The sequence below is a fragment of the Flavobacterium ajazii genome (assembly GCF_010614725.1).
In the GTDB taxonomy this organism is placed as follows: domain Bacteria; phylum Bacteroidota; class Bacteroidia; order Flavobacteriales; family Flavobacteriaceae; genus Flavobacterium; species Flavobacterium ajazii.
The window spans coordinates 1-15,841 of sequence record NZ_JAAEHL010000011.1 but is presented as its reverse complement, the minus strand read 5'-3'; the positions used below and the strand labels follow the sequence as shown (position 1 = coordinate 15,841).

Sequence of the window (15,841 nt, the reverse complement as noted above, 5' to 3'; positions counted from 1 at the left end):
CACAAATTTAACGATTGAAAAAATAATGAAATTAAAATATATTGTTAAAACACTACTTATAGGGTTGATTTTTACAGCTTGCAGCAAGGATTCTGATTCTAATGAAACTACAACTACCGAGCCTGACGAGATTAACAACTTTGTTTGGAAAGCTATGAATTCCTGGTACTACTGGCAACCCAACGTTGCTGATTTGTCTGACAGCAAAATCACTTCTACCACAGCATATAACAAATTTATTAACGGAAAAACTCCCGATGCGCTTTTTTATTCACTCCTGTATCAAAGAGGAACTATCGATAGATTCTCCTGGATTGAAAACAGTAATGAAATAGTGAATGTTTCAAAAATTGCAGAAGTCGAAAAAAAAGGTGGCTTTAGTTATGCAATTTATCCTAAAGACGCATCCGGTACAAATATGGTGGCTTTAATTAACTACATTGTACCCGGCTCACCAGCAGCTCTAGCAGGATTAAAAAGAGGCGACGTTATTACAAAAATAAATGGAAGCCAGCTTACTGCAAGTAATTATGACCAGCTAGAAAATACACAAGTTACCATTACTCTGGCAGCAAGTGTGCTATTAACAAGTAGTAGTTTAGTAACCACAGATAAAACAGGAACTGTAACTGTAACAAAAGCTGATATTGATGAAAACCCGGTTGCTTATTACGAAAAGAAAGTATATGGCAGCAAAAATATTGGTTATTTGGTGTATAATGGTTTCAAATCCGATTATAATGACGAACTCAATGCGGCTTTCGCTAAAATGCAATCGGATGGAATTAACGAATTGGTTTTGGATTTAAGATACAATGGAGGAGGATCATTAGAAACAGCAGTTGCTCTGGCACAAATGATTAACGGAAGTTTTACCAACAAACCCTATATTTACTTAGACTTCAATAATAAACACAATAGTGAAGACGGCTATGAAAATCTTTCCGAAAAAGTAAACATTTTTAACCTGGTTGATAACGAACCAACTTTTCAGAGAGAAGAAAGTATAAACAGCCTTGCTTTGACAAAAATATATGTGCTGGTAAGTTTTCAAACCGCTTCTGCCAGCGAACTCACCATTCAATGTCTAAAAAAATACATTAACGTAATCACAATAGGTGAAGAAACGGTTGGCAAATTTGTAGGATCCAACACGCTATACGATTCTCCTGCTTATAATTATATCTCTTATACCAATCGAAGTACTAAACACAAATGGCAACTGCAACCCATTACATTTTCATATTATAACAAAGACAAAGACGCAAATCCAACGAAAATTACACCTGATTACGAAATTAATCCATATAGCACTTTCTTAAATCTGGTTGAATTTGGAAACGTAAAAGATCCTTATTTAAAGAAAGCTCTCGAATTAATTACAGGCCAAACCCTGCGAACTACAGCTAAAACCACCGATACTTCTTTGTCTCTAAGAATTGACAACCTTGCTGCATTCAACCCTACAAATACTGCCAAAGGTTTATATATTGAGAATTTTAAAAGGTTGAAAAAAGAATAAGTAGCACGAAATTAAATTTAGAAATTAAAATCATCAATCCGAACTCTCTCCGAAATGTTCCTTTCTAACGCAGATTTTCATAAGGAACACTTCGGGGGAGCGACAGGAATTTGACGAAACAAATGTGATTCTTATACTTCTATTTTTGCTCCAATTGCCTGACTATTTACCATTTTATATTACGATCAATAAATTCAATTAGCTGTTTTGACATTGCTTCCTGTTCTTTTCTATCAGGATGGTTTCCTCTTTCTTTATAGGGAAAAACCAAGGTATATATTTTTTTATCGTTTAATTGATCAACGGCCTTTTGGATATAGCCAGGCCATTCAGAACCAGATCTGGTAGCATCCATATTGCCTAAAGCACAAATTATACTCGCCGACGGATATTTATTTCTAACTGAACGAACAAAATCAGCATAAGATTGAATTATAAAGGTTTCTGATGGTTTCTCTGTACCAAATCTTCGTTTAAACTGTTCATGTTCCGGCCTGTTTACAATCCAGGAATCATTCTGAAAAAGATTAACTACTACAATATCCGGCGTGTACTTTGTAAAATCCCATTTACTTAAAGGATCCAGCGGTGCAGTACGATTGTATGTCTCAGGCATAATTTCAGGAAACCAGCTTACCGTAATTCCTATTCCGCTTCGGGCAATAATAAATGGTTTCGCATTATAATGTCTCGCTGTTAGAGCAGCATAGGTATAATAATTATTGAAATATTCCGGAGCTCCCGAGTCTCTTCCCCCTTCGGGGACATCTACACCATGCCCGGCTGTAATTGAATTTCCATAGAATTCAATTTTCCTGATACGATGGTCAGCATTCTTCAATAATTTTGTCTGACCATAAAGTTCAAATCCATAAAATACATTAACTGATGTAGAATTTGATAGTTTATATATTTCTAATGTATGGGTACCCGAACCAAGATTTTTAGCTATATCAATCGTTCTAAGGGTATTATCTGTCTCAAACTTAAAAGGTTTTTTATCGTCTTTGTCGATTATGGCGTAAAAAAATGCTTTCTCTTTAAAAGACTTCATTTTTACTGAAACACCCGAGCCTTTAAAGGTTATCCCGGCTGTAGTACCAGGCCAGTAAAACATAGTAGAATCTGTCGAAACATCTACTCTCCCCGTGTAATTGATTCTTTTATTATCCGGCTTGACAAACTGCTGTGCGTAACCGCATGAAATGAAAGCAAATAAAACTAACACTTGTAGTTTTTTGAAATTGATCATAATTATATAATTAATTTAGAAAAATGTAAAGTTATTATTTAATCTATTCATTCCGCTCTTCAAAGTATTCATCAAACATATAATCACACTATGTTATCCTAAAAAACTTTCGGAGCCTACTTTGCAACTACCTATTCAAGTCTTCATGAGAAAATGAAACCATTTATAAGTCTCTGCCCTTAAAACAACATCTTAATATTGACAATGCTGTTATAAAAAATTTCTTCTGTATAACTTTTATCTTAAGAAATATACTTCTCTATTAAATTAATTATAAAGAAGAAATCGTTGGATATATAAATACTATAGAATAAAACTAAACCTAAAAGGAATGAGCCCGATACAATATCGAGCTCACCATTATTAAATTTAATTATAAATTAGTCTAAGCTTTTGGGTGCAGTCTACTGACTTTTTCACAGCTTTTCATTAGAATACTTAGTCGTGTCAGGGTATTTACCAAATTGTTATCCTGTCTTTCTTCGGTAAAAACATTTTATCTCCGGGTTTTACATTAAATGCATCGTAAAAAGGTGTTGTATTCATTAAAGGGCCATTCACACGCCAATTTGGTGGAGAATGTGGATTATTGTTAATCCACAAACGCAGAAACTCATCTTTCATTTTTACTCTCCATATTTTGGCTATAGAAATAAAGAAGCGCTGGTCAGGAGTAAAACCGTCAATTTTTGTATTTCCTTGTCCTTGCTGAGTCATTTTAAAAGCATCATAGGCAACAGCTATTCCGGCAATATCTGCTGTATTTTCACCCACTGTCATCGCACCATTAATGTGCAGATCACCTAAAACAGTATAGGTACTATACAAATTGATAACCTGTTGTATTCTTGATTTAAACTGCGCATAATCCTCTTTTGTCCACCAGTTTTTTAAGTTGCCATCCTTGTCATATTGAGCTCCCTGATCATCAAAAGTATGGGTTATTTCGTGACCTATAACCATTCCAATTCCTCCATAGTTAAGCGCATCATCTGCATTATTATCAAAATATGGGGGTTGTAAAATACCCGCCGGAAAAACTATTTCATTTGCTGTAGGGTTATTATATGCCGTAACTGTTGGAGGTGTAGTATACCATTCTGATTTATCGACTGGCTTACCCAATTTTTCCAACTGAAATTGATATGCAGCTGTTGAGGCCGAAACCATATTTTCAAAATAGGTATCTCTTGCGATATGTACACTACTATAGTCTCTCCATTTATCCGGATATCCTATTTTCTTTGTAATGGCAAACAATTTTTCTTTAGCTTTTTGTTTTGTAACAGGGCTCATCCATTCTAATTTATCAATTCTTTCGCCATACGCTTTTTGCAGATTATTTACGAGGATTAACATACGTTTTTTGGCATCTTCTGAAAAATATTTCTTTACATACAATTCACCTAATGCTTCGCCTAAGTAATTGTCTACGACATTTGCCATTTTTTCGCCACGTGATTTTTGAACAGCCTGACCAGAAAGCGCTTTGGTATATTCAAATGAAGCATCGACAAAAGGCTTGCTTAAATCATCTGCATATCTTTCTATAGAATTTGCTTTCAGGTAAATTTTCCAATCATTAATCGGGATAGTTTTTAAAAGCTTATTTAGAGCATCATAATAGGCAGGTTGTCCTACATTGATGAAATCAGTTTTAGCACCCAAATTATTTAAAAAAGTAGTCCAGCCTATATTAGGATGTTTTTTTACAAGATCTGCCACAGCCGTTTTATTATAATTTGCCTGCACATCGCGAAGTTCTACTTTTGTTTTATGCGAAATGGCGAGTTGTTTGTCAATACTGTAAACCAAATTGGCACTCTTTTTAGCCTCTTCGGGATTGCTACCCGTTTGTTGAAACAATGTAACAAGGTATTTTTTATATGCTTCCTGTATGGCAACAGTTGACGAATCTGATTTGAAATAATAATCCCTGTCGGGCAAGCCGATGCCGGTCTGATAAAGTTGAGCAATGTTCATGCTGCTATTTTTTTCATCGGGTGACACTCCAAAACCTATAATAGAAGGATTGCCTGCTTTTACTTCGTTAACTACAAAGTTCATTAATGAAGGTAAATCGCTAATGGCTTCAATTTTGGCAAGCAGCGGTTTGATTGGTTGATAACCACGTTTGTCAATCGTTACAGTATCCATACCTGATGCGTAAAAATCCCCTACCTTTTGCGCTATACTTCCTGCCGGATTCTCGCTTTTCGAAACACTGTCCAATATTCCCTGCAGGCGCATTCGTTGCGGGAAATTCATAAACATATAGGCACCCACTCCGGCTTGAGAGGCTGGTATTGATACCGAATCATACCATTTACCATTTACATATCTAAAAAAATCATTCCCAGGCCGCAATGTGGAATCTATTCCAGTGATTGCAATATTTTTTTTCCCCTGATGTTTTGAGCACGCTGTAAAAGCTAAGCATACAATGAAGAGCATTAATGTTTTTTTCATAATCTGGACTATTTCTATTAAAATGAACTAAAAACCATCTGAAGGCAACTGTTTTAAAATGTATATGCCCTGCATATTTGATTTTAGTACAACAATATACGAATTCAGCTTCAAATTCTAAAGTTTATATCCCTTAATTATTATAGTTGCGAAAGTCTTCTTTGCGCTACTTTCTAAAATTTTTTAAATATTTTAAGTTATAACCTGTATTACTATTCATATCTGTACTGTTTGCTAGTTTTTAGACATCAATATTAGTTTTATCAGTAGTCCTCATTAAAATCATAGAATCAAAACAAACATCTATTAATTAGTCAATTAACATTCTTCCGGTTTTTAATTTCATTCATTTTCTTTTGTCATAATGTAAATTTTATCTTATTTTTATCACAAGAGTAGTCTGTAAGAATTGTCAATAGTAAATCTTAAACTATGAAAATTAGAACCATAAATATTGACTTTACAGAAGCAAATTAATTGTGCACAAATCCTCTTTATAATCAAATTATCATCTGTCTTCATGAATAATAAAAGTCTGATATCAATTTCTACCATCTTATTATTTTTTCTGTCGTTTAAAATTCAGGCACAAAGTCCTGATAAAAACATAAAAGACAGCTTACTGCTGTACAACAAAATGCTTTCGGAAAAACAGATACATGAGGATCTTAAAGTGCTCCTTGCCATACGTAAAAAATCAAATTCCGGCTTGTACCAATATCGTTCTAAAAAACAAATAGACAGTATCTACAACAGTACTATTAAAAGCATTAAAAAACCTATGAGTGTTATCGAATTTTACAAAATAATACTCCGCCTGACCGATTATGAAGGAAGTGTACATAACTACACCATTCCTAACCTCGATTTAATAAATTTCCTAAACAGACAAAAATCATTTTTCCCTTATCCTCTTCTCTATATTAACGGACAAATAATTTTCGATGGACAATCATCGGATATACCGCCCGGTGCGAGAATAAAAAGCATTAATGGGGTAAATGATGTACAATTGATGCAATCTTTTTATAAATATTATACAGCAGATGGTTATACTATTACAGAAAAGTTATCGGCCAGTGTAAACAAATCGTTTGGAATAAACTATCTGCTGGAATATGGTCTTCATGATGAATTTGTTATAGAATATATCTCACCAAAATCTGAATCTCCCAAAAAAAAGGTACTTCCTGCGGTAACGCTGCATGAAAGAGAAACAAACATTAAAAACAGATTTAGTGCCCCTGTTACTGAATTGACCGATTTCAGGCAACAACCTGCTTATAGCTTTCGCATGCTTAATCCGGCTATAGGTTTGTTAAACCTAAGATCGTTTGGCATGGCATCGGGATCAGACGATCCTAAGTTTAAACCGTATGTGCAATTCCTTGACAGCATTTTTAACACTCTTGACAAAAACAAAGTTTCCAATCTGATCATTGATGTTAGAAATAATCCCGGAGGCAGTGACCCTAACTTTGAACAGCCTGTAATGTATCTCACAGATAAATCATTCAAAGAAAATGTAAAGGCTACTATAATATTTGACCCTAATTTTTTACCTTACGAAAAATATTTCTGGGGCGTTTCAACATCAGAGCGGCTGGATAGTGTTTCCAGGAAAATGGGTAAAGCATATCTGAAAGATGTTTATCCGGTTTTCAAAAATAATATAAGTATACAAAACCAAAAATACAATCCGGTTTATTATCCTAAATCGCCCTTCTTTAGAGGCAAACTTTATCTTTTGATTAATGAAAATGTGGCATCAGCTGCTTCTCATTTTGCTTCTCTTGTAAAAGGGTATGTTCAAAATGTTACTATCGTTGGTGTTGAGACTGTGGGCGGTTACTATCGTCATAATGGACATACTCCACTGGTTTATGAGCTTCCGAATTCAAAGATCAAAACACAATTTTCGATTGTAAATCTGGTACAGGATGCTCCCAAGAAGGATAACCAACCGGAAGGTCACGGTATTATACCAGACTATGAAGTATGGCCTACTTTAAATGATTTTTTCCAACAAAAAGATACACAAATGGAATTTATACTTAAACTTATAAAAACAAAATAATTTCGTGTTTTGTACTTCCAAAAACCGACAAAAAGCTCCAGATTTCTCTGGAGCTTTTTGTTTAAGATAAAACGTAAATAGCGAGAAGGCGGCTGTTATAAAATTTACACATTACAAGAAAAAAGACACAAAACAAGATTGTGCAATACAAAAAAATAGTGTTTTTGATCGGGAGAAATGAAAATCTCTTATTCTGCAACATAAAAACAGGTAGAATTACTCGTGAAAATTCGGATTTTACTGATTTTATTTGTTACAGAATTTGATTCACAAAAAGAATAAACCAATAATTAAACCACCTAATCATGGAAAACTATTTACACGGCTTACTCGACGAAGACAACGACCCAATTATACAGCAATACTTAAAATACATCGACGAAGGAATTCCTCGTACGAATAAACCAAAAGATGTATTAATCATTGGTGCCGGAATGGCCGGAATGGTAGCCGCAGCTTTATTAAAACAAGCTGGGCATAAAGTTACGATTGTCGAGTCAAATACCCGTGTTGGCGGCAGGATTAAAACTTTTAGAAATTCTAAGGAGAAAAAATATTTTGAAGACGACAGTGTTTATGGCGAAGCCGGTGCGATGCGTATCCCGACCATACACCAAATGGTTTTAAAATACATTGATAAACTCGGACTTAAAACAGAACCTTTTTATTATCTCTCTGTAGATAAGGAACAGGCAATTGCGCATCAGGCCGATTCTTCTAAACCAGAGCCTGAAGTTACCAGAAATTCTATTTTCTATGTTAACCGCAAACGTGTTGTGCAGAATCAATATATCCCAAAAGATAAAACTACAAAGGTTGATGTAAACAAATTACTGGACTTTCATCTCGGCAGCAGTGAAAACATGCGTGCCGACCTGTTAATGGCCAATCTCATTAATCCGCTTAAGGCTTTTATTGCTGAAGACCCAGAAAAAAACTGGCCAATATTAATCGAGCGTTACGGAGAATATTCGATGCGTCGTTTTTTAAAGGAAAATTCGATGTATTCAGAAAATGCCATCGAAATGATTGGTGTAATGCAAAATCTGGAGTCCAGAATGGCCTATGATTTTATCCAGAGTTTTATTGAGCAAAATATCATCAAAGATTCTACCCGTTTTTTGGAAATTGTGGGCGGAAGCGACATGCTGCCAAATGCATTCTTTAAAGCCCATCATCTTGAAGAAAACACCTATTTTGACTGCAGAATGACCAAAATGATGCTCGTTAACAACAAAGTAAAAATAGAAGTGGATATTGAAGTTCAGCGTGATTTTCAATATTATGAAGACGCTGGGTTCAAAGCATTAAAAACGCCAGTTAGCGATCTGGAATTTGATGAAATAATTGTCACCATCCCTTTTTCTGCATTAAGACATGTGTATGTAACACCTCAATTCGATCAGCTTAAAAGAAAAGCAATACGTGAACTGCACTACGATTCTGCTACTAAAATATTACTTGAATTTCGTGAAAAATGGTGGCAAGAAGCACCCTATAATATTGTGGGCGGTGGTACAATTACTGACTTTTCGAACCGTTTTACCTACTACCCTAGCAATGATTTAGGAAGTAAAGGACATGGCGTCATGCTGGCCTCTTATTGCTGGTCTGACGAAGCAAGCCGCTGGGATTCTATGGACGACGACGACCGATATTTTTATGCACTTAAAAATCTGGCCATCATGCACTCTGATGACGAGAAGGAACAACAGCGTATCATTGACCTTGCCGTAGTGAGTTCGAGTATCAAAAATCGTAAGGACAAAGCTGGGAAATTAATTGGTGGTGCAACACAAAGCTGGATGCGCGATCCATATGCTTATGGTGAAGCGGCAATATTTAATCCGGGACAGCTACACTTGTTACAGCAACATATCATTTCAACCGAATGGGAAGGAAAAGCACATTTTGCAGGAGAGCATACTTCTTTGAAACATGCATGGATTGAAGGTGCGATCGAGTCAGGAATCCGTACGGCACTTGAAGTTAACGAAAATACTGGTAACCTGAATAATCCTATTTAAGATGTCACAGAATAAAATCACCGTTGCAAAATACCTGCAAATACGTCTGGAACAATTAGGACTTACGCATTTATTTGGAATTGCAGGCAATTATACTGCACCGTTTTTAAATACTATCCACGAAGACAAAAAAGCAAAAATTAAAATCGTTAACGACACAAATGAAATAAATGCCGGACATTGTACAGACGCTTACGCACGTCAAAATGGTTTTGCTGCAGTAGCGGTAACATATGGCGTGGGAGCATTTACATTGCTTAATTCGGTTGCAGGTTCTTATGTAGAGCATTGCCCTGTACTTGTCATTAATGGAGCTCCAACCAACAAAGATCAGCAGCGAAGCCTCGTTCAGGGCATGCTGGCATCACATATGACAGGTGATATGTACAGTAACATCAATGTATTTCGAAATGTTACCGTTGCAGCCGAACAAGTAACAGGTTCATCAGATGCTCCCTATAAAATTGATGCGGTACTAAATGCCTGTATTTTATACGGAAGACCTGTTTATCTTGAAGTTTTTGAAGATGCATGGCGAATGGAATGCGATCCGCCTGCTGTTCCATTAACAGAAAAAGAAACTTCTAAATGCAAAAACAGTGCACGCAAGGCAGCTCAAAGAGTCGCTGCAATGGCAAGTGGAAAAGAAATTATTTTCTGGGGCGGTATTGAAATCCAGCGCTACGGTATTCAAAAGGAATTTCTGAATTTGATCGAAACTACCAATACTGAGTTTGTAACCTCTATACTCGGGAAATCAATCGTGTCCGAAAATCATCCTAAGTTCAAAGGTGTTTTTAATGGTAAGGCATCGCCAAAAGATGTCAAGGAACAATTCGAAAAAGCCCAGCTGAAAATTGGTCTTGGTGTATGGACTACCGGCAAAAACCTGGGCGGTTTTGATGTCTGGAAAGAAGATACTGTACTTGCCAATCACAGCGGTGTAAGGATTGGTGCTTCTTATATAGCAAATGTATCGCTAAGAGATTTTATTATATTCCTGAAAGAGGAACTTATAAAAGTTACCTTTAGCGCTTACGAAATGTATGGTTCTAAGAAGCTACCCGAATCCTTTTTTTTAGCTGATAACAGAATCACGAAAAAAGGGAAACCGGCGCTTACTTATGATACATTTTTCAAGCGAATCAATAGTTTTATAGACGAAAGACATATAGTCGTTGCCGATGCGGGCTTCCCTTTATTGGGTGCTCAGGGCATCCGTATTGCAGAACCTAACGGATTCATAGCACAGGCATCATGGCTTTCGATAGGATATTCTGTTCCTGCAGCAACGGGAATAAAATGCGCCAGACCTGATAAAAGACCGGTAGTATTTGTTGGAGACGGTGCTTTTCAGGAAACCTGTCAGGCTATATCTACACAGAGCAAACTTAAACACGATACCATTGTTTTTGTTTTGGATAATGGTATTTATGGAATCGAACAAATGCTTGTTAATCCTAATCCATTTCGTGGTGCAAACAAGGTAGAATACAGCGTTCCCGATTTAAACGAAGTTTACAATTACAACGAAATGCATCGTTGGAAATATTCAAAACTCGTTGATGTATTTGGAGGCAAAGGTTTTGAAATTAGCAGCCTTGAGGAACTTGAGGAAGTTTTGACACAGCTTGAAGGGATTAAGGAAAATACCATTATACATGTAAACATACCAAAAACGTCTATTCCGGAAGCCATTGCTTATAAAACAGAGGAACCCGGAGAAGATGAATTTCTGGATAAAGATTGGAGCTTATGCTAGCTTTAAAACAAGTTAACTTTTAAAACATTAAGTCAGCATAAATAAAAGCCGGCTCAGTTTTTATTTCTGAGGCGGCTCTTTTAATTAATCTGTGTTTACTTTTTTTTTACTTTATCATTTTTACACTTTTTACGGCTGCTCTTTATCAATATAAACAACTACATACTAATAACTTAATCCCAAATCAACAAATATACCTAAACTTGATTCTCAAGTTTAGAAAACCTCAAAACTGCACAATTCTGTGTCAGTAATGAGGCCCGCTAAAAACTATATGTTAGTCGATTCATATTGTTTAAGATCTCTGGTGTTTTTTTGCACTGCAAGAGCAGAAAACAGTCCTAATACAAAAGACATTCCGAAGAATCCTTTTTCGCTGAGCAGTAAATCGGCATTCCACAGACCAATTATTAGTAATACTACAGCAGCAACGGTACTAAACCAACTTAGACCGTAATATAAATCGGTTACAGGGATGCCCTCCAGCCTGTCTCTTACGCTTTTTTGCACTGATATTGCAGAAAAAAGCCCAAAAAGAAGAATTGTAAAATAGTATCCTTTTTCGTTATAAGCCATATCCGAATTGTTAAGACCAATACAATAGGAAGCAATCCCTATAATTAATGTCATCCAGGATGCCCCCACAAAGGCTGCACTTGGCTTAAAAGGGATATATCCATTATTAAATCCTGCATTTTTTAATTCTGAAATGTTGTTTGATTCGTTTGATTTTAGCGGTTCCATAATTTTTTATGTTTTATAATTATGAGGCAAATGTCAGCATGAAACAGAAGTTGTGAAAATCAATTTATTTACAAAACTGATGATATAAAATTAATTTTATTATTTTTATCCTAATAAAACTATCCGTATGAATGCACTTCAGGAAATAGCCAACATGATGAATGAAACAGAAAAAAAGGCATTCAAACAGTATCTCTCAAAAAAGAATAAGCGTAAAGACACAGGCAATATAGCTTTATTCGATTCTTTAAAAACTGATGATATAAAACATAAAAAAAGTGTTTTAAAAAACAAAAAAAATATTGACGCTTATCATGCACTTCGAAAAAGGCTCTATGATAACATGATCGATTTTATGGCGAACCGAAGTTTTGAAAATGATAATTCGCAAGAAAATGCAACACTTCGTCTTATTGTTGTAAGCCGTTTGTTTTTTGAACATAAATTGATAAAAACAGCTTTTAAATGCCTGGCAAAAGCCGAAGAGACTGCATTGAACATTGAACATTTCAGCCTCCTCAATGAAATCTATCTGACACAAATACAATTTGCCCATTTCAATCTTTCAGACCCCATCGAAAAAACAATAGAGAAGTTTAAAATCAATAAAAAACAGCTCGAATATGAGGAACAGCTGAATTTAGGTTATGCTGTTTTACGACGTGAACTTGCCGGTATTTATCATGAAGGCCGGATTGTAGATTTTCAGGCTGTTATAAAAAACACTATTGAAACACATGGCATATCATTAAAACAGGGATTGACCTTTAAATCGCTGTATCAAATCTTATTTATTGCCAACGAATATGCCTCCATAAACAACAATTATTCTCTTATACAGTCTTTTGTTATTAAAAGCTATCGGTTCATTAGCAAAAAAACAGATTTGAAAGACCGTCATTTATACTATCATATTTACATCTTGTATTTTATAGCCAACTTCTATTTTCGCAATGGTCACTTTACGAAATCCATGAATTATCTTGATTTAATGTTCACTGAACTTCAAAAACAATCCGGAAAGTATTATCAGCGATTCTGCCTGAGATATTTTCTGTTATTGGCTTTCAATGAAAATTATCTCGGTCATTCACAAAAAGCAATAGAAATTGCCGAAAAAGCTCTTTCTTCAAACAAAAAAGCAGATCCTAATGACAGTAATGATATCCGTCTTATGCTGATTGTTTTTTACATACAGCAAGACGCAGGACGTAATGCTGTAAAAGAAATGATAAAATTAAACCATACCGACAGCTGGTACGAAAAAAAGATGGGCATGGACTGGACCATAAAAAAATGTCTTGTCGAAATCCTTCTGCATACACAGCAAGAAAACACAGAACTGGCTTTATCACGAATCAAAAGTTTTAAACGACGCTATAAAAAATACCTTTTGACAGTAAATGAAGAACGCGTTATGCAATACCTTTTGTTTATCGAGCAATATGTAATGAAGCCCGAAATCATTCAAACACAAAAATTCCAACAAGAAATAGAAGATTTTATAATTAATGCACAAAATGGCCCGAAAGATATTTTAATTATGAGTTTCCTGTCCTGGTTACTTGCAAAAGTGAGGCGAAAAGGAATTTATGAAACAACCTTAAATCTTTTAACCACCTATTTTCCTGCTACAAATTCTAATGATAGTACTTTATTTACCAAGAGCCAAGATCTTCAATAACCGGCCATAGCTTTTCATATAATTCTTCATTATCCTCATTTTGCTCCTGTAAAATAGACATTTCGATACATTCATCTGTAAATTATCCTAATAAAAAAGTACTCAATGCTGGTATATTATAAAAAGTAAGATCTAAATTACAGGTCAATGATGCGCATATATTTTGCTTTTTTTACTTTCAATCTAATATCCCAAAACAGAATCCCGTTTTCAACTGAGTCCCAAGGTTCATAGTCTGTTATTTTGCATTCTGCTATCTTCCAAATAGCTCATCCAGTTTTTGTAAAGTCTGTCATGGAAGATGTTTTAAAATTAGCTTAAACAATAATCCTAAGTTTTTTACCTAACAGTAATGCATAGAAATACACTTTTTAACAAGAAATAGATTGTTGTTTCTTTAATTTGATATAGTTTTATAGAGCCGAGCGTAAACTTAATAAGCTACATTTAATTATAATATTTGCACTGCGTAAAAAACAACTGGAATAAGGATAAGTTTAATTTTATTTTATAAACATATAGATTTTCCATTTTTACTCCACAATAAATACTATACCACCTACTAAAAACAACTTTTTTTTAAACATTTTTTAAAATTTATGTTTTGTTTAAATTTCACTAAACCTCTTGATGGATCAAAAACTCAACACGCTTTGTATTCATAAAAAAAACAAATACTTAAAAATAAAAAGAGGCTGTCTCACAAGACATTTGAGCAGCTTTTCATAAAGAACTCTTCGGAGAGCTGGGAGCTGGGGAAACTAAACGACCAAAAAAAATCGCTCGTTAAAGAGTTTCTGGATGCTTTCATTCTAAAAGCTAATTTGCAACAGCAACTTTCTTAACAACAAAAAACCGAGCAATTGCTCGGTTTCTTTTTTCTAATCTTTGTCGATTCTCTTTGCGGGCACGGTTTACAAAACCGCACCATCGTTCACGACTTTATTACGGCATTTCCGAGCCTTCAGGTTTCTTGAGCGGGGTAAATTACCTCATTTATAAGTTGTACCATCACATTCATAAGGAAATGACAAGATTTTACCCTTCTTATGAATACTAAAAGTAGTTTTCCCTTTAATTTTTATTATTGTATCTCCCACTTCAAAATCTACATAATGCCACGCAAACCAAGTGTTTTCTTCACAATACATTTCATCTCTATTATTTAAATTATTTTTTATTTTAAAATTAACTTCTCTGCCGTGATTTAATGGTTTTTTGTCAAGAATAACGAAATTCATATCCATTTGTCTATAATAATCTACAGATTTACTACAATCAACTTTGCCACAATTGGATAATAAAATTGATGTTAATATTAATAATATTTTTTTTGCCATTTTAATTTAGAGAGTTTTAATTGGTAAGGTTATTATAAATTTCTGTAAATGTCCAATTTCTTGCCCTTCCTGCCTGTGCATTTATTCCAAATCCCAAGCCTATACTTTTTGTTTCAATTCCATAATCCGCTTTTTGTTGTGTATTTGGGTCTAAAGAATAAGAATATCCACCAGTAAGTCCAAGACCTCCATTGTATCTTTGACTTTCACCACCTAAATTGCCAAGTACACCTCCAGGAATTGAATTTGCAAGAACTGAACCATCATTTCCATTATAACTATCGTGAAAATCAATACTTGCTCCAAAAGTTATTTTAGGAATACCTAAACTTCCATTATATCCAATATCTCCATATCCGCCAACAAATCCTTCTACATTATTATGAACGTCAATGGCACCACCAATATTTCCACCAAAGCTTCCAAAAATGCCTGTATTTACACTAACTGTTAAACTTATTCCTACTGCATCTGGTATGTATGGACCATATTCCCCCGAACCTTTATTATCTTTATCAAAGTAAGTGCCTTCATTAGAGTCATACTCAACAACAACATCATCTAGTTGAACTCTATTACTTATATTTTTAGCTCCAAACATTCCATACCAAGTTGCATCTTCTTTGGAATATATCCAACTTCCGTCTTTATCCTTATAAATAGTTGCATCTTCTGCCTCGAATCCAACAGGTGGTTCAGCCAACATTCCATCTGGGTCAATAAAATAAACAGGATTATTAAGTGCGTAAGTGTAAGGAGAAAAACGTCTTGATAATTCAGCCAGCGGGTCAATGTTCATCCATCTGCCTAATGAAGGGTCATAATTACGTGCTCCATAGTCGTACATATTAAGTCCCAATTCGTCTTGCAGTTCTTTTCCATTGTATTTATATTTTAAAGCCGGATTAGTTGATGTAGAAACAGTATTATATCCTTTATGCTTCATCCCAAAAGGGTAATAATT

At 34.8% G+C, this 15,841-nt stretch carries 11 protein-coding genes; 6 read left to right on the top strand and 5 right to left on the bottom strand.

Features of this window, described 5'->3' with window-relative positions; genetic code table 11:
• The first annotated feature begins 25 nt into the window (after nt 1–25).
• Entirely contained in the window at nt 26–1,522 is a 1,497-nt protein-coding gene (locus tag GWR14_RS18280) for a S41 family peptidase (RefSeq protein WP_163410527.1), read from the top strand.
• Nucleotides 1,523–1,688: 166 nt separating this feature from the next.
• On the opposite strand, the gene GWR14_RS18275 is transcribed toward GWR14_RS18280, so the two are convergent.
• Nucleotides 1,689–2,774, bottom strand: a complete 1,086-nt coding sequence (locus tag GWR14_RS18275; protein ID WP_163410526.1) for an SGNH/GDSL hydrolase family protein — start codon at nt 2,772–2,774, stop codon at nt 1,689–1,691.
• 292 nt (nt 2,775–3,066) lie between these two features.
• Between GWR14_RS18275 and GWR14_RS24130 the strand changes: the two genes are divergently transcribed.
• Nucleotides 3,067–3,141: an IS3 family transposase gene (locus GWR14_RS24130; RefSeq protein ID WP_394367939.1), complete on the top strand. Its 75-nt coding sequence runs from the start codon at nt 3,067–3,069 to the stop codon at nt 3,139–3,141.
• Between the two features lie 89 nt (nt 3,142–3,230).
• On the opposite strand, the gene GWR14_RS18270 is transcribed toward GWR14_RS24130, so the two are convergent.
• Nucleotides 3,231–5,243 carry a M13 family metallopeptidase gene (locus GWR14_RS18270; RefSeq protein ID WP_163410525.1) on the bottom strand — a complete coding sequence of 671 codons (2,013 nt, stop codon included), beginning with the start codon at nt 5,241–5,243 and terminating at the stop codon, nt 3,231–3,233.
• Between the two features lie 520 nt (nt 5,244–5,763).
• On the opposite strand from GWR14_RS18270, the gene GWR14_RS18265 reads away from it, so the two are divergent.
• The 3 genes from GWR14_RS18265 to GWR14_RS18255 all read left to right on the top strand — a co-directional run bounded on the left by GWR14_RS18265 (nt 5,764) and on the right by GWR14_RS18255 (nt 11,109).
• On the top strand, nt 5,764–7,320 hold the full coding sequence (locus tag GWR14_RS18265) for a S41 family peptidase (RefSeq protein WP_163410524.1): 1,557 nt from the start codon (nt 5,764–5,766) through the stop codon (nt 7,318–7,320).
• A gap of 305 nt (nt 7,321–7,625) precedes the next feature.
• Entirely contained in the window at nt 7,626–9,347 is a 1,722-nt protein-coding gene (locus GWR14_RS18260) for a flavin monoamine oxidase family protein (protein WP_163410523.1), read from the top strand.
• 1 nt (nt 9,348) lies between these two features.
• Nucleotides 9,349–11,109 (top strand): alpha-keto acid decarboxylase family protein, encoded by a 1,761-nt coding sequence (locus GWR14_RS18255; RefSeq protein ID WP_163410522.1) that lies wholly within the window; start codon nt 9,349–9,351, stop codon nt 11,107–11,109.
• A gap of 270 nt (nt 11,110–11,379) precedes the next feature.
• Here the strand turns inward: GWR14_RS18255 and yiaA are convergent, their stop codons facing one another.
• Nucleotides 11,380–11,853, bottom strand: a complete 474-nt coding sequence (gene yiaA, locus GWR14_RS18250) for an inner membrane protein YiaA (protein WP_163410521.1) — start codon at nt 11,851–11,853, stop codon at nt 11,380–11,382.
• A gap of 127 nt (nt 11,854–11,980) precedes the next feature.
• On the opposite strand from yiaA, the gene GWR14_RS18245 reads away from it, so the two are divergent.
• Nucleotides 11,981–13,537: a hypothetical protein gene (locus tag GWR14_RS18245; RefSeq protein ID WP_163410520.1), complete on the top strand. Its 1,557-nt coding sequence runs from the start codon at nt 11,981–11,983 to the stop codon at nt 13,535–13,537.
• Between the two features lie 992 nt (nt 13,538–14,529).
• Here GWR14_RS18245 and GWR14_RS18240 read toward each other — a convergent pair.
• On the bottom strand, nt 14,530–14,877 hold the full coding sequence (locus GWR14_RS18240; protein ID WP_163410519.1) for a hypothetical protein: 348 nt from the start codon (nt 14,875–14,877) through the stop codon (nt 14,530–14,532).
• A 16-nt stretch (nt 14,878–14,893) separates the two neighbouring features.
• The coding region (locus tag GWR14_RS18235) for an RHS repeat-associated core domain-containing protein (protein ID WP_317165167.1) at nt 14,894–15,841 on the bottom strand (948 nt) is incomplete at its 5' end.